Annotated in this window: 23 protein-coding genes; 5 read left to right on the top strand and 18 right to left on the bottom strand. The window is 68.1% G+C overall.

Going from position 1 to position 21,648, the window contains the following annotated elements; translation table 11 throughout:
* Positions 1 to 2: 2 nt before the first annotated feature.
* The 3 genes from H6717_12465 to H6717_12475 are packed head-to-tail and all read right to left on the bottom strand — an operon-like array spanning position 3 to position 2,768.
* On the bottom strand, positions 3 to 1,412 hold the full coding sequence (locus H6717_12465; GenBank protein MCB9577826.1) for a protein kinase: 1,410 nt from the start codon (positions 1,410 to 1,412) through the stop codon (positions 3 to 5).
* A 57-nt stretch (positions 1,413 to 1,469) separates the two neighbouring features.
* A complete protein-coding gene (locus H6717_12470) occupies positions 1,470 to 2,030 on the bottom strand; it encodes a hypothetical protein (protein ID MCB9577827.1) in 561 nt (186 codons plus the stop codon).
* A gap of 48 nt (positions 2,031 to 2,078) precedes the next feature.
* Positions 2,079 to 2,768 carry a hypothetical protein gene (locus H6717_12475; GenBank protein MCB9577828.1) on the bottom strand — a complete coding sequence of 230 codons (690 nt, stop codon included), beginning with the start codon at positions 2,766 to 2,768 and terminating at the stop codon, positions 2,079 to 2,081.
* Between the two features lie 57 nt (positions 2,769 to 2,825).
* On the opposite strand from H6717_12475, the gene H6717_12480 reads away from it, so the two are divergent.
* A complete protein-coding gene (locus H6717_12480; GenBank protein ID MCB9577829.1) occupies positions 2,826 to 3,230 on the top strand; it encodes an acyl-CoA thioesterase in 405 nt (134 codons plus the stop codon).
* A gap of 21 nt (positions 3,231 to 3,251) precedes the next feature.
* Here H6717_12480 and H6717_12485 read toward each other — a convergent pair whose 3' ends face one another.
* The 7 genes from H6717_12485 to xth all read right to left on the bottom strand — a co-directional run bounded on the left by H6717_12485 (position 3,252) and on the right by xth (position 10,412).
* Complete coding sequence (locus tag H6717_12485; GenBank protein ID MCB9577830.1) at positions 3,252 to 3,824, bottom strand: DUF3501 family protein; 573 nt, start codon at positions 3,822 to 3,824, stop codon at positions 3,252 to 3,254.
* 1 nt (position 3,825) lies between these two features.
* Complete coding sequence (locus H6717_12490) at positions 3,826 to 5,196, bottom strand: hypothetical protein (GenBank protein ID MCB9577831.1); 1,371 nt, start codon at positions 5,194 to 5,196, stop codon at positions 3,826 to 3,828.
* 103 nt (positions 5,197 to 5,299) lie between these two features.
* Positions 5,300 to 5,722, bottom strand: coding sequence for a rubrerythrin (locus H6717_12495; GenBank protein MCB9577832.1), 423 nt, complete (start codon positions 5,720 to 5,722; stop codon positions 5,300 to 5,302).
* A gap of 877 nt (positions 5,723 to 6,599) precedes the next feature.
* Positions 6,600 to 7,577 carry a DUF72 domain-containing protein gene (locus H6717_12500; GenBank protein ID MCB9577833.1) on the bottom strand — a complete coding sequence of 326 codons (978 nt, stop codon included), beginning with the start codon at positions 7,575 to 7,577 and terminating at the stop codon, positions 6,600 to 6,602.
* Entirely contained in the window at positions 7,574 to 8,524 is a 951-nt protein-coding gene (locus H6717_12505) for a DUF72 domain-containing protein (protein ID MCB9577834.1), read from the bottom strand. The genes H6717_12500 and H6717_12505 overlap by 4 nt, the downstream gene beginning before the upstream one ends.
* A gap of 3 nt (positions 8,525 to 8,527) precedes the next feature.
* Positions 8,528 to 9,589, bottom strand: a complete 1,062-nt coding sequence (locus H6717_12510; protein MCB9577835.1) for a phosphotransferase family protein — start codon at positions 9,587 to 9,589, stop codon at positions 8,528 to 8,530.
* 58 nt (positions 9,590 to 9,647) lie between these two features.
* Positions 9,648 to 10,412, bottom strand: a complete 765-nt coding sequence (gene xth / locus H6717_12515; GenBank protein MCB9577836.1) for an exodeoxyribonuclease III — start codon at positions 10,410 to 10,412, stop codon at positions 9,648 to 9,650.
* Between the two features lie 341 nt (positions 10,413 to 10,753).
* On the opposite strand from xth, the gene H6717_12520 reads away from it, so the two are divergent.
* Positions 10,754 to 11,572, top strand: a complete 819-nt coding sequence (locus H6717_12520; GenBank protein MCB9577837.1) for a Uma2 family endonuclease — start codon at positions 10,754 to 10,756, stop codon at positions 11,570 to 11,572.
* Positions 11,573 to 11,690: 118 nt separating this feature from the next.
* The gene (locus H6717_12525) at positions 11,691 to 12,272 is read left to right on the top strand and encodes a hypothetical protein (protein MCB9577838.1); all 582 of its coding nucleotides are present in this window, start codon (positions 11,691 to 11,693) and stop codon (positions 12,270 to 12,272) included.
* 211 nt (positions 12,273 to 12,483) lie between these two features.
* Here the strand turns inward: H6717_12525 and H6717_12530 are convergent, their stop codons facing one another.
* The 3 genes from H6717_12530 to H6717_12540 all read right to left on the bottom strand — a co-directional run bounded on the left by H6717_12530 (position 12,484) and on the right by H6717_12540 (position 16,036).
* On the bottom strand, positions 12,484 to 14,862 hold the full coding sequence (locus H6717_12530) for a hypothetical protein (GenBank protein ID MCB9577839.1): 2,379 nt from the start codon (positions 14,860 to 14,862) through the stop codon (positions 12,484 to 12,486).
* 218 nt (positions 14,863 to 15,080) lie between these two features.
* Positions 15,081 to 15,431 (bottom strand): hypothetical protein, encoded by a 351-nt coding sequence (locus H6717_12535; GenBank protein MCB9577840.1) that lies wholly within the window; start codon positions 15,429 to 15,431, stop codon positions 15,081 to 15,083.
* A complete protein-coding gene (locus H6717_12540; protein ID MCB9577841.1) occupies positions 15,428 to 16,036 on the bottom strand; it encodes a hypothetical protein in 609 nt (202 codons plus the stop codon). The genes H6717_12535 and H6717_12540 overlap by 4 nt, the downstream gene beginning before the upstream one ends.
* Before the next feature lie 132 nt (positions 16,037 to 16,168).
* Here H6717_12540 and H6717_12545 point away from each other — a divergent pair, with 132 nt between their 5' ends.
* A complete protein-coding gene (locus H6717_12545; protein ID MCB9577842.1) occupies positions 16,169 to 16,816 on the top strand; it encodes a DUF4230 domain-containing protein in 648 nt (215 codons plus the stop codon).
* Between the two features lie 82 nt (positions 16,817 to 16,898).
* Positions 16,899 to 17,714, top strand: a complete 816-nt coding sequence (locus H6717_12550; protein ID MCB9577843.1) for a hypothetical protein — start codon at positions 16,899 to 16,901, stop codon at positions 17,712 to 17,714.
* 2 nt (positions 17,715 to 17,716) lie between these two features.
* On the opposite strand, the gene H6717_12555 is transcribed toward H6717_12550, so the two are convergent.
* The 5 genes from H6717_12555 to H6717_12575 are packed head-to-tail and all read right to left on the bottom strand — an operon-like array spanning position 17,717 to position 21,624.
* Positions 17,717 to 18,427: a histidine phosphatase family protein gene (locus H6717_12555; GenBank protein ID MCB9577844.1), complete on the bottom strand. Its 711-nt coding sequence runs from the start codon at positions 18,425 to 18,427 to the stop codon at positions 17,717 to 17,719.
* The gene (locus H6717_12560) at positions 18,424 to 19,635 is read right to left on the bottom strand and encodes an argininosuccinate synthase (protein MCB9577845.1); all 1,212 of its coding nucleotides are present in this window, start codon (positions 19,633 to 19,635) and stop codon (positions 18,424 to 18,426) included. Before H6717_12560 ends, H6717_12555 begins: the two co-directional genes overlap by 4 nt.
* Entirely contained in the window at positions 19,632 to 20,438 is an 807-nt protein-coding gene (locus tag H6717_12565; protein ID MCB9577846.1) for a 2-oxo acid dehydrogenase subunit E2, read from the bottom strand. Before H6717_12565 ends, H6717_12560 begins: the two co-directional genes overlap by 4 nt.
* A complete protein-coding gene (locus tag H6717_12570; GenBank protein ID MCB9577847.1) occupies positions 20,435 to 20,962 on the bottom strand; it encodes a TlpA family protein disulfide reductase in 528 nt (175 codons plus the stop codon). Before H6717_12570 ends, H6717_12565 begins: the two co-directional genes overlap by 4 nt.
* Positions 20,959 to 21,624: a hypothetical protein gene (locus H6717_12575; protein MCB9577848.1), complete on the bottom strand. Its 666-nt coding sequence runs from the start codon at positions 21,622 to 21,624 to the stop codon at positions 20,959 to 20,961. The genes H6717_12570 and H6717_12575 overlap by 4 nt, the downstream gene beginning before the upstream one ends.
* Positions 21,625 to 21,648: the final 24 nt, after the last annotated feature.

A 21,648-nucleotide genomic window follows, 5' to 3' on the forward strand; every position in this document is an offset into this window, starting at 1 on the left:
GCTCAACGACGACCACCGAAGTCGGTGGGGACTCCGGTAGCCTTGGGTTTCGCCGGCGCCGCCGGACGAACGACGCGCGGTTTCGCCGTAACGCTGGGCTCCGCACTCGGTGCAGCGCCCGCGTCTTGTGCCTCCGGCTCCGCCGTGGGCTTCGCGGTCACCACCGGTGCGGGCTCCGCGGTCTTCACGGGCGCGGCCGGCTCCGCCGGAGCGGGCGGCTCCGGCTGAGCCGCGGCCTTGCCGCTGGGCTCGGCCACGGCAGTGGTGCGCGTCGCGCCAAAGGCCACCAGCCCGAGCACCACCACGCCACTCGCCGCCACCGCCGGGATCCAACGCCGGGATCGCTTCGGGGGAAGCGTCGGCTCGACGGGATCCCCCGTCTTGCCCCAGGACGCCTGGGTCGACGAGCCGCTGTGCGCGGTCACCGGCGCGCCTTCCCCGGTCTTGGGACCGGACACGATGGTGAGGGGCTCGTCGGTGCTCAGCCGGAGATCCGCGCTCGAGAGCATGCGGGACGCGCGCTCCAGGTGAACGCGCATGCTCGGCGGACCGAAGGGGCCGATGGCCGTGAGCAGCTCGCTGACGCTGGAATAGCGCTTGGTGCGGTCCTTTTGCAGGGCGCCGAGGATCGCTTGCTCCAGCGCCGGGGGCACGTCGTTTCGGAAATCCGACAGCGGCGGCGGCGCGTCGTGGAGCAGCGCCGAGCACAACATGGGCAAGGACTCGCCGACGTAGGGCGGACGCCCGGCGAGCAGCTGGAACAGGATCACGCCCAGGGACCAGATGTCCGTGCGCGCGTCCACACCCTTGGCGGAGTGCATCTGCTCCGGCGACATGTACAGCGGCGAGCCGATCAGCGCGGCAGTGCTGGTGAGCGCCAGATCCGCCATGGAGCCACCGTTCACGGATTTCGAGATGCCGAAATCGAGCACCTTCACCAAGCGCGAGCCGTCCGCACGCTGGTGCAAGAACAGATTGGCGGGCTTCAGGTCGCGATGAATGATGCCCGCGACGTGCGCTTCTGCCACGGCCTCGGAAGCTTGCATCACCCAGCCGACGGCTTCTTCCACCGGCAGCGTGCCGCGACTCACGAGCTCGTCCGCGAGATCGTTGCCCGAGAGGTATTCCATCACCATGTACGGCACGCCGGACTCCGAGGTGCCCACGTCCAACACGCGCGCCACGTGCTCGCTGGTGATCTTCACCGCCGCGCGGGCTTCCCGGCGGAAGCGCTCCGCGGCGTCCCGGTGCTCGGCAATTTCCGGGAGCAGGAACTTCACGGCGACGCGCTGATCGAGCTCGACGTGGCGCGCTGCCACGACCACACCCATGCCGCCTTCCCCCAGGATCTGTTCGACGCGGTACTTACCCCCCGCGATCAGATCCCCCTCTGCTACAGGTGCTAGTCCCATCGTGCGCACTTTAGCCGAAATGACGACAGTCAGCGAGCATCACGGGGAAACGGATTTTCAGTGGCGCTCGTCTTCCGGGCGATACGCCGGAAACGTATTTTTCCACCAGCTCTCGCCGCTTCGCCGATAGACGGTGAGCCGAGCGAGGTCGATTCCAATGACGCCGGAGTAGCTCTGGGCCTCGTGAGTGCCTCGTCCGGCCGTGGCCACCAGGGTGACGCCCCAGGGTGCCCCCAAGACCAGCGAGCCCTGCACGCCGGTGGACTGCTGCCCCCACCAGCGCTGATAGCCGCCCAGGTCGATGGCCGCGCCCCAGTCGCCGTTCACGAAGCCATGGGTGGCAGTGCGGACACTGACGCCCACGTCGGTCCCCAGGCCGAAATGCGTCTGCCAGTTGAAAAGGCCGCCCACGATCACGTCGCCCCCGGGCGGCGTCCCCACGCCGGTGTCCAGCTTGAGGGACAGCTTCTGCTCGGTGCTCTGGCTGCCGAACTTGGTCCAGGAGGGACCCGTACCGACGAACAGCCAGCTCGACGTATCCGCGCTGGCGACCGCCGGCCAGGTGGTGACGAGCGCAAAGGCGAGCGCCAGCAGGCGGGGGTGGGCAATGCGCGTCACGCGCGCGGAGCTACCACGCCCGCCCTTGGGCAGGCAACCACCGTCCACTCAGCTGCTGCGAAATGCCCGAACCTGGCTCGCCACCGCGGCGAGCGCCCGCGGGTGGTAGAGCAGGGCGTTGTGGCCGCAGTCGTCGATCACGAGGCGCTCCCCGTGGCGATAGCCGACCACCCCGGTCACGGTGTCCTCGCTGCCCACAATCGACAAGTGCGGCACCGCCGGGTTCGGATGCTCTTCCAGCCGCCGGAGCACGCGGCTGTCCGGCGAGATGTCGCGGCCGGCGGCGTTCGGCATCAGCCGCGCGCGGTGGGTTCCGCGGAAAGGCGAGCCCATGGAGATGGACTGCACGATGCGTGGATCGCCCCCCAGCTCCTGCACGAACCAACGCGCCACGATGCCGCCCATGCTGTGGCCCACCAGGTGGATGTGAGCGTCCGACGGAATGTCCGCGATCAGGGCGCCGAGCTGCCGCGCGATCTGATGCACCCCGCGACCCGGCGCATAGGTGAACGACGCCGTGTGCGAGTCCGTCTCGCTCTCCACGTGCATGCGCAGCGGCCGCAGCACGCCGGCCGTGGCGAACAGCCCGTGGATCACCACCACCACGTGATCCCCTGGTAGCGCATGCGTGGGCGCCGAGGGAGACATGTCACGATGGAGCAGCGACGCTTGTCGTGCGTACGCGAGCGCTTCTCGCCCGAAGGCCGTCAGCGAACGCAGGCGCGAGGACTCGATCATGGACTCCATGGATCTAGCGCAATTCGGCCACTCGTGACAGTTTCGGACGCCGCCCCCATGACTCCGCCTGCGAACGCCCATACGCACCGCTTCACCGTGCCCACCTCGGACATCGACGAGCTCGGCCACGTGGGCAACGTGAGCTGGGTGCGCTGGGTCAACGAGGCCGCCACCGAGCATTCCCGCTCCGTGGGACTGGATCTCGCCGCCTACAAGGAGCTTGGCCTCCTGTGGGTCGTGCGCAAGCACGAGATCGAGTACCTCGGCTCCGCCTTCGCTGGAGAAGAGCTCGAGGCCGCCACCTGGGTCGACTCCATCAAGGGCGCCACCTCGCTGCGGCAAACGCGGTTCTACCGCGACGGCAAGCTGCTCTGCCGCGCGGCCACCACCTGGGTGCTGCTGAGCATCGCCACCGGCCGCCCCACGCGCGTGCCCCCCGAGCTGCTCGCCCGCTACGCTTGATTGTCGGTCCGCCGCGGAACCTCAGAGCTCGTCTTTGAGGCTCGCGAGCAGGGCGCCGGCGAGTGGCGTCTCCGCGCTGTACTCGGGATGGTCCACGCCCAGACGGAGATCCGCGTCGTCCTTCTTCGCCGCGGCGGCGAGCTCGGCGCCGAGCGGAAACTTCACGTACTGCACCGCCGTGGTGCGGTCCGTGCGATCCCCGCGCATTTCCGGGCGGCCGCTCGCGCGCGTTCCGTTCACGCTCACGTAGAAGCGCTCTTCCACGCCGGCCAGCGCCTCGAGGGCGCGATCCCGCTCTTCCTTGTCGGCGTACTCCACGAACACCGTGACGGACAGCTCGCCATCGGCGGGCACCAGCGTGTTGTACGTCTCGAGCTCGTGCAACACGGCCTTCTCCTGCGTGATGCGCTCGGTGCGCAACATCTCCTGGATCTGGAACAGCACCGTGTCGCGGTTCTCGAACAGCACGGTCATGTGATCCCCGAGGGGCACGCGCCGGCTCTTCTTCTCTTCGATGACCCGTGCTCGAAAGCGCTCACGGATCTCTTCGTAAGCGCCGAGGTCCAGTAGCTCGTTTCTGTGCACGGGTTTCATCTCAGCTCTCCTCTGCTTCGGGGTCACGCGGCGCCGGCCGCGGCCGACCGGGTGTGAGCCCGTAGGCCTCCGCCAGCGCGACGATGGGATGCAGCGCCGTCGTGCGGTTCTCCTTCAAGATGCGGAGCCCCGCCAGGTTGCAATCCGTGACGATGGCGTCCGGAGCGTCGTCCTCGGGCGACAGCGCCTTGGCCATGCGCTTCGCGTAGCGCACGCCCTCGTCATAGTACGCGGCCTTCATGCCCCAGGTTCCGTCCACGGCGCTGCAGCGCTCCACGATGCGCACCTCGGTGTCCGGCAGCTGATTCAGGATGCGAGCGCCGGGGATCGCGATCTTCTGCGCTCGGAGGTGGCAGGCCGCGTGGTACGCCACGTTGCCGAAGCCCCGCTCGAAGTCCTTGTTCAGCTTCTTTTCCCGGCGGAGGCCGTCCAAGAACTCCATCAAGTCCAGCGTGGCGGCGGCGACCTCCGCGGCCTCCGGCGTGCCCAGGTAGAGCGGCCACTCCTTCTTCATGGTGTAGCCGCAGGTCGGCCCCGGGACGACGATCTTGTGGCCCTGCCGCACCAGCGGCAGCAGCGCGTCGACGTTCTGTTGCATCTTCTTCTTGGCGGCCACCACGTCGCCGCCGTCGAGGTTCGGCATGCCGCAGCAGGCGAGCGCTTCCGGCACCTCCACCTCGAAGCCGTTCTTCTCCAGCACCAGCACGGCCGCTTCGGGAACGTCCGGGAAGTTGTACTCGCCGTAGCAGGTCGGAAACAGCACCACCGCGCCCTCGTTGCCGGCTTCCGGCAGCGGAGCGTGCTTGCGCGCCCAAGAAGTGAACGTGTGCTCCGCCATGGGCGGCAGCGGGAACTCGGCACTGATGCCGGTGACCTTTTCCGTGACCTTGCGCGCCAGCTTGTTGGCGTTGACGAAGTTCGCCGGCTTGGCGTTGATGCCCGAGCCGAGCGCGCCGATCAAACGCGGCTCACCGAGGATGCGATCCACCAGGGGGATGCCCTCGCGCCGCGCCCGCTGCGCTTTCTCCCGCGCCATGAGCCGCGGGAAGTCCAGCTCTTCCCGTGCGCCTTCGTCCGGCGTGTAGGGGCACTTGATGTAACAGAGCTTGCACTGCCAGCAGTGATCGCTCACCTGCGCGATGGTCTCGGCGCCGATGGTCTCGGCGCCCTGGGCCTTGCCCGCATCCACGTCGCGATCGATGGCGTCGAACAGGATGGGGAAGGAGCCGCAGTAAGTGACGCACATGCGGCACTCGTGACAGATCTGGAACGTCCGCAGGAGCTCCTGCTCCAGATCGCGCGGCTCCCAGTAGCGGGAGGAGTTGGGGTCGAAGGCGGGAGTGACGGTGGGGTTGCGCGGAATGACGCTCATCGGGGTACTCGCGGGGACAAGAGGATCTTCGAAAATCAAGAAGGCCACCGACCGCGCGCTGCGGCCGATGGCCCTCGTTACTGGCTCGGGACTGTCGCGCGAATCAGTCGCCGAGCTCGTCCGATGCCTTCTTGAAACGCCCGGCGTGGCTCTTCTCCGCCTTCGCCAGGGTCTCGAACCACTCGGCGACCTCGTCGAAGCCCTCGTCACGCGCGGTCTTCGCGAAGCCCGGGTACATGGTCTCGTATTCGTAGGTCTCGCCGGCAACGGCCGAGAGCAGGTTCTTGGCGGTGTTGCCGATGGGCTTGCCGGTCGCCGGATCGCCGACCTGTTTCAAGAAGTCGAGGTGGCCGTGGGCGTGGCCCGTCTCGCCGTCCGCGGTGTCCTTGAACAGACCCGCAACGTCCGGGTAGCCCTCCACGTCCGCCACCTTCGCGAAGTACAGGTAGCGGCGGTTCGCCTGCGACTCGCCGGCAAACGCTTCTTTGAGGTTTTCGTGGGTCTTGGTTCCTTCGAGCTTGGCCATCTTGGTGTCGTCCTCCACACGCCGGACCCGCCGGCGGAACAGTTGGGCGCTCAACATAGAGAATCCCCCCGGGGGGTCAACCCGACTCTGTCGAATTTTAGAAGATGTCTAATGCTGCGGCGCATCATTCGCGCTCCAGGGTCGGGCTCTGGCGACTGTTCCAGGGTCGCCCTCTTGGGCTCGCCGTCAAGCGCCCTGTCTCCGAGCTCGGCCTCCCGCTCCACGCCCTTCGGCCACGGCCCATTCGTTCACCCACGTCTCGGCCATGCGCTCCCGCACTCGCGCCCTCCGCGGTCCGGTCGCAACACGTCACCAACCGGACACGCGGACATTTGGCCTCCCATGTCCCGCGCTGCGGCCTCGACCGTCGCCCACAGACACGCGGACATTTGGCCTCCCATGTCCCGCGCAGTCTCCGCGGCACACTCCCTCGCAGACACGCGGACATTTGGCCTCCCATGTCCCGCGCTGCGGCCTCGACCGTCGCCCACAGACACGCGGGCATTTGACCTCCCATGTCCCGCGCAGTCTCCGCGGCACACTCTCCCGCGGACACGCGGACATTTGGCCTCCCATGTCCCGCGCTGCGGCCTCGACACTCCCCCGCGGACACGCGGACATTTGGCCTCCCATGTCCCGCGCTGCGGCCTCGACACTCCCCCGCGGACACGCGGACATTTGACCTTGTTCCCCGCCTCACCGCGCGGACACGCGGACATCTGAGCTTGCCGACTCAGACCGTTCACGCCGCCCCCGACGCAACGACGGATTCCGCTCTCGGAAATTCGTTCGGATTCGAACGGTTCTGTCCGCTCCCCACCCCCTCCATTCCGGTAGTCAGCGGACATGCGCGCTTCGACCGCGCAGGCCAGCGGGGTCACTTCTCCAAAATGACGGAGAGCCCTTTCGCACCGAGCACGGCGAAGTTCTGCACGCAGTTGTTGAACACGGCGTGGACCGCCTCCGCTTCCCGCGAGAGGCGCCGCACCGGCTCCCGCCAGGCGGACAGCTCCTCCGGCGAATACAGGTAGTCGAAGCGTTCGTGCACCGACGCGCCGCGTTTCTGCCAGCCGCCCACGTTGTGCCCATGGAAACGCACGACGGCGAGGGCGGGCGTCGTCACCTCCACCCACGGTGGCACGCCGCCGCGCTCCACGTCCGGCTCGTCCACGCAAACGTAGGAGAGATGTTGCGCGCGCAGCAAATCGAACACGCGCTGTCGGCGCTCCGACATTAGCCAGCTCTTGTGGCGGAACTCGACGGCGACGCGCAGGTCCGAGAAGCGCTGCGCCAGCTGCTCCAAGCGCCGCGCATTGCCGCGGGTCGCCGTGAACCACGGCGGGAACTGCGCCATCAGGCAACCGAGCTTGCCGCTCGCCACCAACGGATCGAGCAGCGCGCGGAAGCGCCGTTCGATCTCGTCTGCGATCTCGCGCGGCATCCTGTCGGGATACACGCGCCCCTCACCGCCGAGGGCTTGCTTCAGATCGGCGGGCAAGCGCCCCACGTCCACCGGATGCCCGGTAACGATGGGATGCGCCTTCACGTCGAAGCAAAAGTCCGCCGGCGTCCACGCCGCCCAGCTCTCCGCCGTGGCGGGGGGCAGGAGCGCGTAGTAGGTGGCGTCCACCTCCACCATGGAGAAATGCCGCGCGTAGTGGCGCAGCCGCTCTTCCGCGCTGCTCTTGCCCTTGGGGTAGAAGCGGCCGCTGGCAATCAGCGTCTTGTCGGTCCAGCCCGCGGTGCCGAACAGCACCCGCCCTGCGCGAGCCGGCTCGAGGGCACGATCCGCAAGCTCCGTGGCCCGCGCCAGGAGCTCGGGATCCGGCGCGGGGACCACGGCCTTCTTCGTCAAAACGGAACCTGCGCCAGGCGCTCGGCCAGCGCCCGCACCGTCAGCGGGCTCGAGCCCTCCGCCTTGTTGTTCACGATCACGAGCAACGCCTTGCCGAGCTCGCGGCACGCTTCCGAAAGCCGCTCCACGTCCGCGCGCATCTTCTCCTGGGGGTCCACGATGCGGTCGAAGGGCGCGAGCACCCGCTTGCGCGAATCGTAGCGCTCCCCCGGCGGGATCAACAGGCGCGTGACCACCACCGGCGCGGTCAGCACACCGGGCACGCTGAGCTGCTCGCCGACGTCGGGCATGCGCTCCCAAAAGTTCAACACATGGCCCACGCCCACGTCGCGCAGCACGTCCAGGTAGGCGTGGGTGAAGAGCTCGCGATTGCGAAGCTCGACCGCATAGGGCAGCTCCCGCGGCAACGAGCGAAAGAGCTCCCCCAACCTCTCGGCGAAGGCCCGGGGCTCCGGCAGCTCACTTCGCCGGAGCGGCGAAAACTCGAACACCAGCGGCCCTGCGTGCGCCGCAAAGTGCTCGCTCACGGGCTCGATCACTTCCCGGAGCACGCGCTCACGAGACAGAAAGCTCGGATTTTCCTCGCGCGTCTTTGGGTGCACGGCGCTCGTGATCTCGCTGAACACCTTCATCACGCACGAAAACCCCTCGGGCAGCTGCGCGGCGTAGCGGTCGAGGGTGGCCCCGTCCAACGGCGCGTAGTAGCTGCGGTCGATACCGACGGTGCGAAACAGCGGGTGGCGCGCGTACTCCTCCAGGCCACGCGCCGCGAGCTCCCGCTCGCCGGGCGAGCCGGCGTACACGATCCCCGCCCAGCCCGGGAAGGTCCAGCTCGAGGTGCCGAAGCGCACGTGCTCCGGCACGTGACGCATCAGCTCCTCATCCGCGCGGGTGTCGAGCTGTGCGGCCGCCGGCGGGCCGAACAGGCTGAGCTGTCGCCCCGCCATGGCTCACACGTGGCCGAGCTCGATGGCCTCGACGCCGCGGTTCGCGAGCACGCGCACGCCGTGGATCAGCGGCGCGAAGCGTTCGTCCTTCGTGAAGCCGTGCTTGTAGCGGTAGTAGATCTGCTGCAGCACCACCGCGGTCTTGAACAACCCGAAGCAGTAGTAAAAGAGGACGTTCGAGACGTCTCGACCGGAACCTTCGGCGTAGCGTGCCACCAGCTCCGTGCGCGTGAGGCTCCCGGGCACGGAGGTCGGCCCCCAGCGCACCCACTGGAACTCGTCCGCGTCCGTGGCCTCGACCCAGTAGCTGAGGCTGGTGCCCAGATCCATCAGCGGATCCCCGATGGTGCTCATCTCCCAGTCCAGCACGCCCACGATGCGCGTGAGGTCTTGGCCGTCGAGCACGACGTTGTCGAGCTTGTAGTCGTTGTGGATCAGCGCCGGCGCACCGCTCTCGGGCAAGTGCTCCGCGAGCCACGCACCCAGCTGGTCCACACTCGGGATCTCGTCGGTCTTGGAGTTTCCGTAGCGCTTGGTCCAGCCGCTCACCTGCCGCTCCACGTAGCCCTCGGGCTTGCCCAGACCGCCGAGGCCGATGGCTTCGAAATCCAGGCCGTGGAGCCGCACCAGCTCGTCGATCAGCGTTTCGTGCAGCGCCTTGGTCTGCGCTTCGCTCAACGTGACGCCGGCGGGCAGCTCGCGGCGCAGGATCACGCCGCGAATGCGCCGCATCACGTAGAACGTCGCCCCGATCACGCTGTCGTCCTCACAGTAGAGCAGCGGCTCCGGCGCCAGCGGATAGTGCGGGGCGAGCTTCGAGAGCACGCGGTACTCGCGCCCCATGTCGTGCGCCGACTTCACCTTGCTGCCGAAGGGCGGCCGGCGGAGCACGTACTCCTTGTCGCCGGAGCGAATCAGGTAGGTGAGGTTCGAGTGCCCCTTGGGGAACTGCTCCACCGCGATCTCGGCGTTCGCCGCGATCTCGTCGACGTGCTCCCGCAGGTAGCGCGCCAAGGGCTCCAGCTCCAGCTCCTCCCCGGAGCGAATGTTGCCGGCTCGGTCGATGTGCTCGCTCACGACAGGTCCTCCGTTCGGCACAGCGTGCAGAGCCGCCGCCCCCGGGTCAACCCGACAGCTCCACCATCACCGGGGCGTGATCCGAAGGCGTCAGCCCGTCCTTCTTCTTGCGGTAGTCGCGGTCGATTTCCGCGCTCGTCACCCGCTCCGCCACGCCGGGTTTCCCCAGTAAGAAGTCAATGCGCAGCCCCTGCCGTTTGTGGAACGCGCCGCCGCGGTAGTCCCACCAGGAAAACGCCGCTTCGTCCGGGTGCTGCGTGCGGAACAGATCCACGTAGCCGAGCTCCTTCAGCGCGGCGATGCGCCGGCGTTCCTCGTCCGTGTGAAAGATGTGCCCCGCCAGGCCGTCCTCGTTCCAGGAGTCGATGGGCTCCGGCACCACGTTGAAGTCTCCGCACACCACGTCCACCGACGACTCCGCGAGGTGCTCCTTCAAGCGATCCAGCCAGGCGAGCTTCTTGGGGTAGTCCTCGTGGCTCACGCTCTTGCCGTTGGGCACGTACACCGTGCAAAAGGTAATGCCGCTCACCTTCACCGTGATCAGCCGCGCGCCGAAATCTTCCTGCCCCGGCAGCCCGCGCTCGGTCACCTCCGCGCGCTCCTTGGTCAACACTCCCACGCCGTTCCAGCTCTTCTGCCCGTGGGTCACCGCGTGGTAGCCCTCGGCCTCGAGCTCCAGGTGCGGGAACTGTTCGTCGGTGAGCTTCAGCTCCTGCAGCCCCACCACGTCCGGCTGCCGCGCTCGCAGCCAATGCAGCAAAAAGTCCTGCCGCGCCCGAAGCCCATTCACGTTCCACGTCGCGATTCGCATGCTGCCCGCATGGATAGCACTACTTCGCCATTTCCAGAGCCGCGACACCCGTAGATCCCACACCTAGGCAGCGTTTCGGCGGCGCTCCGATGCTCGCCTGCACGGTGATGCTCGCTGCGATGCTCGCCAGGCCTCGCCCACGCCCAGGCTTTGCCAGTGCCCGGCTCGGCACCGGCCCGCAATTGAGTCGGTTGATTGAGAGCCGTCACTCCCGACGCCAAAGGGACTCTTTCAGGTTGTCGGTTCGCCGCGGAACCTCGCGTCCCGCCACCCTGTCCGCCGCGCTCCGGCACTGAACCGCCCACCGGCGACCCTGACCGGATTGCGTTGGACTGGCCGGGATGTCGCAGCGTCCGGACCCGTGGATCGTAGATCCCGACGACCCTCGCGCCCCGCCCCAGGATGTCTGGGACCGGATGAGCGAAGAGGAGCGACAGCGCGTGGTGGACAGCCTTCCGTCGCACTTCGAACCGGCGAGGGCGCGACCACCGCAGGGCGACGCGCACACGGAGGAAGTCTACGGAGCTTGGACCGCCCTCCGGCGCTATTTCAGCAGAACCCGACGAAGCATCTACGTCGGAACGAACCTGCCCGTCCACTACCCGGGAGAGCCCATGTTCTCGCCCGACGTGATGGCCGCCCTCGACACCGGTACGCACCCGCGTCCGAGCTGGCGCGTGTCGCAGGAGGGCATGGGACTCGGCTTCGCGCTCGACGTGCAGGTTCTCGACTCCCGACGGGAGAACGTCGTGCTCAATGTCGAGCGCTACGCGCGTCTCGGCATCTCAGAGTACTTCGTGTTCGATCGCCCGAAGCTGCGGCTCACGGGCTACCGGCTGGCGCCGGGCTCGACCAGCTACCAGCCGATCGTCCCGCAGCACGGTCATTTCGCGTCCACCGTGCTCGACCTCGATCTCGTGGTCGACGCCGGCCGACTGCGCTTCTACGCGGGAGACGCGGCGCTGCCGGACGCCGGCGAGCTGGTCGGCAAGCTGGAGAGCTTCGTAGACGACCTGGAGACGCGTATCGAGGCAGCGGAGCAGCGCGCCGCCCAAGAAGCCGAGCGCGCCGCCCAAGAAGCCGAGCGTGCCGCCCGCGCGGAGTCCGAGCTCCGCGAAGCGCTGACCGAGCTCGAACGACTACGCCGTTCAAGGGGCTGAGCTCCCTCCGGCTGTTCAGCGCGGCTCGGCGCTGCAAAAAGAACGGACGGCATCCCACGGAACGGCCGCTGGCCGTTGGCAGTCCCGATGCGGCGGCTCCCCGTGCTACTGCTCGCGCATGGGTTCCTGGGCGGCGTTCTACGTGGAAGGTCGCGACGAGGCCGCCACGGCCGAAGCCTGTGCGGAGTGGCTGTCGGAGAATCGCAGTGCCTGGGCGCGGCTGACGAAGAAAGCCGTGCGGCAAACGGCCGTGAGCGACCTCGATCTGGCGAACAACTGGACGCTACTCGGCGCCGCGAAGAAACCACGCCGCGTCGCCGTGTACCGCCAGTCGCCGCGCTGGGTGACGACCTTCTACGGCTCCTTCTGCGCGCCGAACGAGCTCGCCGAGCACGTGTCCCGACGGCTCGAGTGCGTCGTGGTGGACACCCAGGGGCAGACGACGTCCGACGCTTACCTGGTGACCGTGCTCGATCGCGGCGCATGCAAGCGAGAGCTCGAGTTCGCCGCCGACGTGGGCTGGATCAAGAACGACGGCGGGGCCCTCGACGGCGAGCCCGTTCCGTTAGAGACCGAGCCCGAGGACGAGCCTGGGGAGGGCTGGTTCGACCACAAGGCCGTCACTCGCTACCTGCAGAGCGTATTCGACATCGCCTGGTGGGAGCTGCCGGACAGCACCGGCGCCATCCTCGTCGGATAGCGGCATCGCCTCGCGCACCGCACACGCGACGACTCGAGGTCGCGCCGCGATTGGGGTGCGTGAACCGGGGAGCTGCGAGGCGGTCGCTGCGATGATCTCCCGCGAGCCCCGAGAGCGGGCTCGCGGGCGGCAAGGAACGCGGGCCATTGCGGCGCTTGCGGAAAACGGCCGTTGCTGCGGACTTGCCAGGCGCGGAAGCAGCGCGCGGGGGCTACTGCGGGACCTGCTGGGAGCAGAAGCCGTTGAGGCAGAGGTTGCTCTTGTCGCAACAGTCCGCGGCGGTGGTGCACTTTTCCTTCGGGTTCGAGCAGTTGTTGTTGGGCGTGTCGTTGGAGCACACCAGCTCGCCGGTGGTCGAGTCGGGCTGGCAGTAGCCGTTGCAGCACTGATCGCCGGACTCGCAGCTCTCGCCGTCCGCGCGGCACGGGTCTTGGACCCAGAAGGCGCGCGAGTTGCCCGCCAGGAGCTCCTGGCCGGGCAGGTAGAAGGCGGGATGGCTGGCGTCCGTGCCGGGCGCCATGTTCACGTCCACTGCGGCCACCCACAGCTTCTTGGTGGTGATGTGCTGCACCAGATCCACGCCCCGGGGGTCGCTGCAGAACGGCGGGATGGTCGCGACGTTGCCGTACATGCGCCGGCTGGTGAACACGACCCACACGTAGCCGCCGGAGGCGATGGGATTGACCGTGGGCTCGTAGTTCAGGTTCACGTCGTCGCCGTGATCCGCATCGATGCCGCCGACCTGCACGCCGTCGCCCGTGCAGGCGAGGCTCACGGCCGTGGTGAGCTTGGGCAGATCCGGCGCACCGGTGGAGTCGAAACCGTTCAGACGGTAGAGCGGCGTGGAGCTGGAAGCGCCGTCGGTGTTGGTGAAGTGGATCTGCGCCTTGGCGCCCTTGCGGGTGTGCATGGCGCCGATGCCGTTGCCGTCCGAGCCGGCCACGCTCTGCAGGTGGAAAGCGATGCCCTTGCTGTCGGGAAAGAACGCCGGCCAACCCGGACGCGACTCTGCAGGCTGCCCGGTCTCGTCCGCGACCTCTATGGGGTTCGAGAAGGTCATGGTGGCGAGATCGAAGTCCATCACCACCAGCTTCTGGGTGGGGTTCGTGACGCCGGGCCCCGCCATGGGGTTGAACACCACGCGCTTGCCATCCGGCGAGAACATCGGGGTGCCGACGTTGGTGGCCACGCTGGTGAGCCCCGTGGACGCCACCGGTGCGCCGGCGGTGGGCAGCGACAGCACCTGACCCGAAGGGGACAGGGCCAAAGAGCCGTCCGGGTAGATGCCGGGGAACTCCGCGCCGACGCCCATCTGCGTCTCCGTCACGCCGGTGGGGGTGAGGTCGTAGGCCGCGCTCGCGGAGTAGTTGTCGCCCCTTTGCACCACGAGGCGCGAGCCGTCCGCCGCGACCGAGTGGCACACGCGGCACTGCGAGGTGCCGCCGTTGCCGCCGGCCACCAGCTTGGGCCCGGTATCGCCCACGGCGATGGACAGCACCGCGCCGCCGAACATGTGATCGCCGCCTACGGCGCCGCCGTAGTTCTTGGCCAGGTTCGTGCCGTAGGAGTTGTAGTAGATGATGCCCGAGAGGCGCGCCGGCGCGATGGTCCAGGTCTCGGTGATGGGACCGTAGCCCACGCCGTCCTTGGCGAGGGTGAGCTTCAGGGTGAGCTGGTCGCTCTTGCCGCCGGCCGTGTTGGTCGCCGCCGCCCAGATGTTCCCGGGGATCGGGTGGCGGATGAACTTGCCGCCGGTCTGGCTGAGGATCGCCGGCTTCGCGAAGGTGCCTTTGTAGCTGAAGCTGCCGCTCTGGGTCTCAAGCTCGATCTGGATCGCGTCCGCGTCGCCGACGGACCAATCCCACGACAGGATCGGCGCCAAGATACCGCGCGGAAACACGGTCTCGTCGTAGGGATAGATGAGGCGCAGGTTCTCCGCCGAGCCGTTGCTGGTGGGCGTGCCCAACGCCGCCAGGGCGCCGGCGTCCGTGACCGCACCGCCGAGGCCGTCACCACCGACGCCGCCGATGCCGCCGCCTTCGGTGAGCTCCGCCACGGTGTTCGCGATCTGCGCTGCCTGAGCAGGGTCGTTGGGATCCGCACCGTTCTGCTCGGCCGTGAGGTTGACTTGCACGTCGCGAGTGACGGTTTGGCCGTTGAGACCGGCGATGATCTTGACCATGCCGCCGACGGTGCCCTTGGGCGTGAACACGCCGGTCGCCGCCGTACCGAGGGTGATGTCGCCGATGTCACCGCGGTCGAGGGACCACGCCACGGCGGTGGGCTTGCCGCCGAGGGTTGCGTCGTAGCTCACCGTCGGCGCGTTCGTGCCCATCGGCACCGTGATCGTCTGCAGCGCGGACGGCTGCACGTCGAAGGTCTGGGGCGCGTCGTTGACGCCCACGTCGATGCCACCGCCCTCGTTGATGATCCCCGAGTCGCCCGCGCTGCCCTCCACGCTGGCGTCCTTGTTGGGGAATTTGTCGCCCGGGCTCGCGACGTCACTGTTGCCACCGCAGGCCGCAAAACCCGCGGCCACCACGACGGAAAGCCAGAGCGCGACGGTGGCGCGCGAAAAGGAGGTCACCATGCCACGATGGTAGCACTACTGCGTGATTTCGACACAGTTACCACTCCCGCAGATCCTGGCCGATGGCAGCGTTTCGGCTGCGCTCCGATGCTCACGTACTCGAGTACGCTCCGCTTCGGTGCTCGCCGAAGCCTCGGCCTCGACCGGGCTTTGCGGGCGCTCGGGCCAGAAGTGACGCGGTAGTTCCCCGTGCGCTTTCGAGCAATGTAGCTCGCGGATCAGTTCGCGCCGCAGGCGAGCCACACGGCGAGTCGATCGCGTTCCGCTCGGGGCGGATTGTCGGGCCCCGGAGGCATGGAGTCGTTGTCCGCGGCGGCGCGGGCGAAGATGCGATCCCGGAGCGCGCGCACGCGCTCTTTCGTGTCGAGCACGACGTCCACCGGCGCGCCCTGACGGTCTTCCACCCGGGCGGAGTGGCAGCGGTTGCACCACACGGCCATGAACGGGCGGCCGAAGTTGTCGTACGTGAGCGGCGTGCCGCCGTCGGGACAGTCCACGTCGTCGATGGTGGTGAAGTCGAGACAGCCCGAAAGGCCAATGAGCAGGACCAGCAGGAACGGCCGTTTCATGGTGCGAAGGCGAGGCCGACGGACAAGCCGCCGCCCAGGTAGTACTTCGGTCCCGGCGCTTCACTGGCGAGGATCCAGTCCGCGTACAGCTCCGGAGACAGGAGCCAGTCGATGCTCTCGGATTCCGCGAAGCGGATGTCGGTGCCGAGGGCCAGCTCCACGCCGCCCCGGTGCCGGATGCCGTTGCCCACTCCGAACAGCACGCCGAAAGGCTCGTCTTGGGCGTAGCCCACGAACTCCTCGTGCTGGTGCACCCAAGAGAGCCGCGCGTAGGGGCGCGGCTCGATGGGCGGCCACCAGACTTGCGCCCCGAGGCTGATCAGCGTGAGCAGCCGCTCATCTTCCTTGGCGTAGGCCTCGCGACCGACGAACACGGGGCCAACGAGGTTTGCAAAGCGGTAGCCGGCGCGGAGCTGCGCGCCCGGGATCACGCCATCGCCGCTCCAGCCGTTCCCGGTGCTGCCGCCCAGCGTGGGACCCGCGACGACGGACAAGGGACGCTCCGCGCGGGCGGGCGCCGCGACGACGGACAAGGGACGCTCCGCGCGGGCGGGCGCCGCGACGACGAGAGCGACGACGAACGCCGTGATGCGCGGACGCTGCACGACGGGACTATAGCGTGGCCCGGCGGGCCGGCGTCGCGCGAGGTTCCGCGGCGAGCCAACAAAAGGATCTCCGGCAAAGGAGATTGGGGCCTCGGCTTGCGCCGTCCAGCATCCGTGGTGACACTGCGTGCGATGAACGAACCCGCTCCGACGACGGACCGACGCTTTTCCATCGGCTGGCTCGTCGGAGCGCTGTTGGCGGGGGCGATCGCCGGGGGTGTGGCGGGGCGCCTCGCTTCCACTCCGGCGCCGAAGCCGGCGGCGACGGTAACCGTGATTCGCCCAACGCCCAACGTGGTGACGGCGGTGCGCGACCTGGCGCGGCTCGAGAGCGCGGAGTTCCACGTGGAGCGCGTGTTGGACCTGCGCGACAAGCAGTCGCGCTTCTTCGGGCTGGTCGAGGCAGAGGACGCGCTCTTGCTGGTGGCGACGGGTACGGTGACGGCGGGCGTGGATCTGTCGAAGCTCGGGGACGACGCGGTGCAGGTCGATTCCGAGAAGAAGACCGCTCACATCCGCTTGCCCAAGGCGGAGATCCTCGGCTCCAAGCTGGACAACGACCACACTTACGTACATTCACGCTCCACGGACGTGCTGGCCAAACGGCAAGAGTCCTTGGAGAGCCGCGCGCGTCAGGAAGCCGAGAAGAGCATCGTGGAGGGCGCCCGGCAAAACGGCATCTTGGCCCGCGCGCAGAAGAACGCCGAGCGCACGGTAGAGAGCTTGGTGCGGTCCTTGGGCTACGACTCGGTGACGGTCGAGTCACCGCGGCCGAAGTGAAAATCGGCCCCCGAGCGTACGCGGCTTCGTCTAGGATGCGGCGCGACGGGGGGACGGAGGAGCCTCCCGGAAGGGAGAGCTCGTGCAACAAGCCGGATTTACCCAGCAGCCCTGTTCCAAGTGCGGAACTGTCGTGTGGATCCCCCAGGCCACCGGCATGGGGATATGTCCGTCCTGCCATACTCAGAACACGCTCGCGGGCGGTGCGCCGCAAGCCGCAGCCCCGCAGCAGTACCCCGGCATGCCCAACATGGGCGCGGCCAGCGGCGGCGGCTTCCCGGTCGGGCGCATGATCGCCGGCGTGGGCGGCGCGATCGTGATCGGCGTACTGTCGATCGGCGGCTGGTACGTGAAGTCCTACTTCTTCGGCGGTGGTGGCAAGGGGAAGATCGGGTACGGCCAGCTCGGCATCGACAAGAGCAAGGCCGACGGCGACAAGATGATCACCAGCGTGTCCGGCCTAGCCACCAAGTGGAAGAAGGACGCCGTGTGGTGGTCGGTGAACTACCAAGCCGTGCGCGCGGACGGCACCGTGCTGCTCGATAAGGGCGCGGTGGTGGAGTACGTCTCGCCCAGCAAGGTCCAGAGCGTGAGCAAGAAGCTGCGCGAGGACAGCATCAAGAAGTTCCAGTTCTCCACCGTGGGCGTGGACTTCTCCAAGAAGTGGAACGCCACCAATCAGTGGAAGAACGTGGTGCCGCCGCCGCCGCCCACCTGCACGCTAAAGCAGGTCACGGCGTCCCTGGCGTCCAAAGGGCTCACCGGCGACAAGACCGTGCGCGTCACCTTCGATCCGCAGTTCCAGAACGTGAACGTGCCCACCTGGCACGTGATCGGCGACGATCCGAAGATCGACGCCTACTACTCCATGGCGGACTGCTCCGAGGTTCCCAAGTAGCTCTAACGCCGGGTCCAGGTCGCTGGATCCGGCAGATGACCGATGGTGTTCACGCGGGCGACGCCAACGCGCCCGCGTGAGAACGCCATCTCGGACACGCTGGCGTTCTCGAGCATCCAACCGAGCTCCAGCGTCTTTCGGGCGTCGGTGCCAAGGACGACTCCCAAGAGCGCGCCGATGCTGCCCGCCGACGAGAACGCCGCGACGCGCACCTGGCGGCCACGCGTGAGCTCGGAAAGTGTGCCTTCGATGCGCTCGACGAACGCGGTGTGGCTCTCCACGCCGGGTACGGTGCGTCCCTCCGCCCAAGCGTACAGCGCACGCTGGAGCATCTTGTCGAAGGCGCGGCCGCGGGTCCGGCGATCCGCATCGCTGGCGAACACGCGGCCGAGCTCGGCAAAGCTCTCGTGCTCCGCGGATAGCTCGGGGGCGAGGCCGCGCAGGATTTCTTCCGCAGGATACTCGTCCAAGCCGTCCAGCACTTCGAGCTCGGGCACGGCCACGCCGTGGGCGACCAGCACCCCACGACACTCGAGGGCGGTGTCGCGCTGCCGCGTGCGCGGACCTGCCACGAAGCGGTCGAAACCCTGGCCCAGCGCCGCCCAGCGCTGACCCAGGGTCCGACTCTGTCGCCGCCCCAGCTCGCTCAGCCGATCGTAGTCGCCGTCGAGAAACGACGCCTGCGCATGGCGCACGAGCAGGAGCTGGCTCACTTCTTCATCTTCTGCCGACGCAGTGCTTCCAGACGGAGGCGAAGCCCCGCCAAGCGGATGAAACCAGTGGCGTCCCGCTGGTCGTACACCTCGTCCTTTTCGAAGGTGACGAAGTCCTCGCGATAGAGGGAGTTGTCGCTCTTGCGACCGACCACGGTGACGCTGCCCTTGTACAGCTTCACGCGCACGACGCCGCTCACCACCTCTTGGATCGCGTCCATCATGCTCTGCAGCATCTCGCGTTCCGGCGAGAACCACAGCCCGCGATACACCAAGCTCGCATACTCCGGGATCAGCCCATCGCGAATGCGGATCTGCTCGCGGTCCAGCGTGATGCTCTCCATCGCCCGGTGCGCCTTGTGCAGCACGGTGCCACCGGGCGTCTCGTACACGCCGCGGCTCTTCATGCCGACGTAGCGGCTCTCGACCAGGTCCACGCGGCCCACGCCGTGACGACCGGCGATCTCGTTCATGCGCGCCAGCAGCGCCACGGGCGCGAAGGACTGGCCGTTGATGCTCACGGGATTGCCCTGCTCGAAGCCGATCTCGAGGTACTCGGGCTCCGCCGGCGCGTCCTCGGGGTTCTTGCTGAGGATGAACATGTCCTTCGGCGGCTCGTTCCACGGATCTTCGAGGATGCCGCCCTCGAAGGAGAGGTGCAGCAGGTTGCGGTCCATGGAGTACGGCTTCTCCGCGGTGGCCGTGATCGGGATCTTGTGCTTCTTCGCGTACTCGATGCAGTCCGTGCGGCTCTTGAGGTCCCACTCGCGCCAGGGAGCGATCACCTGCACCTCGGGGTCGAAGAACATGGCCCCGAGCTCGAAGCGCACCTGATCGTTGCCTTTGCCGGTGGCGCCGTGGGCGATGGCGTCCGCGCCCACGTCCTTCACCGTCTTCATCATGCCCTGGATGATGCACGGGCGGGCCAGCGAGGTGCCGAGCAGGTACTCGCCCTCGTACAGGGCGTTGGCCCTGAGAGACGGGAACACGAAGTCGCGGACGAAGTTCTCGCGCAGGTCCACCTGCACGTACTCCGAAGCACCGGTGTCGCGGGCCTTCTTCTCGAGCCCGTCGAGCTCCTCCGCTTGGCCGACGTCGGCGCACCAGGCCACGACCTCGGCGTCGTACGTTTCCTTCACCCAGCGCAGGATGACGCTGGTGTCCAACCCGCCGGAATAGGCGAGCACGACCTTCTTGATGGGTTTCACGGCAGCTCCTTCTCGGGGTCCGACAGGACCTCGCGGAAACGTTTGGCCATTCGGCCCGCCTGATAGCCGTCGAGGACTCTGTGGTCGAACGCCGCTCCGATGGTGAGCACCGGACGAACGACCACTTTGCCATCCACGGCCATGGGCGCTTCGCGAACCGCGCCGACGGTGAGGACCACCGGCGTGCGGGAGGGGGGAAATAGCGGAGCCTGTCCTACCGTCAAGCCGAAACCGGCGACGTTGGTGATCATTGCCGATCCGAAGGCGTCGTAGGGCACGCCCACGGAGGACAGGTTCAGACCGATGTCGTAGGTCAGGCGCTCCGCAGCGCGCATCGCGATGCGCATTGCCAGCGGCGGCAGGCGCGACAGCATGGAGGCGGATTTCTGGGTGGGGTCGTCCTTCTTGGTGCGGATCCGCTCCGCGCGGCGGCCCAGAGCCTCGGCGATCTCCGGCACGCGCATGCGATCCACCCCGGTCAACTTGGCGCCAGCGAGGTTCTCGCCTTCATCGAACGCCACCTGGAAGAAGACGTCGATGCTGTCCCGCACGTAGAGGCGCCCCCGGCGCACGATGGCGTTCACCTCCGGACGCTCGGCGATGGCCACGGCCACGGCCTTGCCGATGACATGCGTCAGGGTCACCCGCTGGCCGCTCTCGGCGCGTTGCCGCTCGACGTAGGCCATGGCGTTCTCCGCATCGACGTCCAGGACGCCGTACACGGTCGGGTCGCGCGGCGCGTTCCAGGCGTGGATCGCCATGGATCGCCATTCGGGCACGTCACGGAGGCGGCGGAAGCTCACGGCGGCGGAGCAAAGCCGCGCTTTTGAGCGGCCGCAAGGGCTTGTTCGACGTCGGCCTCGGACAGCACTCCAAAGCGCCGAAACGTCTCCACTCCGAACGCGTCCACCACCACCAGGGTCGGCACGCGGTCGATCAAGCCGAAGGGGCCGGGCTGACCGCTGCCCCACTCGTCGGCCATGGCGATGGGGTACGACAGCCCCAGGGCGGAACCGAAGGCGTCGGCCATCACCGAGTACTTCGGCGCCTCGAGCACGATGGCCGCGCCGTTGGCCCGCGGCTTGTGACGCCGGAGCACGGTGTCGAGGCGCTTGGCCATCAACTGACTCGCGAGATCGAAGGTCGTCACGAACAAGAGGGCCGTGGCGCGTCCCCGAGTGGTGTCCGTCGACAGCTCGTCTCCCGTGGTGGTGGTGTACACGAACCCCACCGGGGTTCCGCCAGCCTGCGCTTCGGGAGCTCGGGCGGGCGGCTCACCCCCGCAGCCGGCGACCAGCGCGAGGACGCAAAACAGGCGCCACTTCACGGGACGGCCGGGGCGGGCCCCACGAGCGGCCCGAACAGGTCCGCGAACACCTTGAGGGCCTCCGGCAGGGCGCGGCCGCTGCGCTTGTGGGCCAGCACCGTCACCGCCAGCTCGTCCACCAACGCCTTGAGGGGCGCCGTCTCCAACAACGCACCCAAGAGCACCTGTCCGGGGCGCGGCGCGGCGTCTTGCTGCACGATGGGATCGTGCCGCACCCAGGTGAAGCCCTCGCTGGGTCGATAGCCGCAGGCGAGCACCTGCACGAAGTCGAGATAGAGCGGCCACACCACGGTGGCCACTCGCGTGCCGTCCCCTGCCCTGCCCGACAGTCCACGAGGATCCGTTCGCGGCAGCGCCAGCTCTTCGTCCGGGCCGATGGCCGCGGTGATGCGCTGGCGCCGCTCCGGGTCCGACTCCACCGCGAGCAGCGGGGCGTACACCGCGATGCGCGGAACGCCCAGGCTCGGGGCGTCGTTCTCCAGCGCCAAGAGCCAGCGATCGCGATCCTCGGCGTCGAGATCCTCGTACGCCATGGCCGCCGCCAACGCTGCTTCGGCGTCCGTCGCCATGGCGCCGAGCCACTCTCGCCAAGCGGCAGCGACGCGCGCGTCCACACCGGCGGACTCCGCGAGGAGCTCGGGCTGACTGGGCACGCGCGTCATGACAGCGGCAAGCTAGAGGATCAC

Source organism: Polyangiaceae bacterium, from assembly GCA_020633235.1.
In the GTDB taxonomy this organism is placed as follows: domain Bacteria; phylum Myxococcota_A; class Polyangia; order Polyangiales; family Polyangiaceae; genus JACKEA01.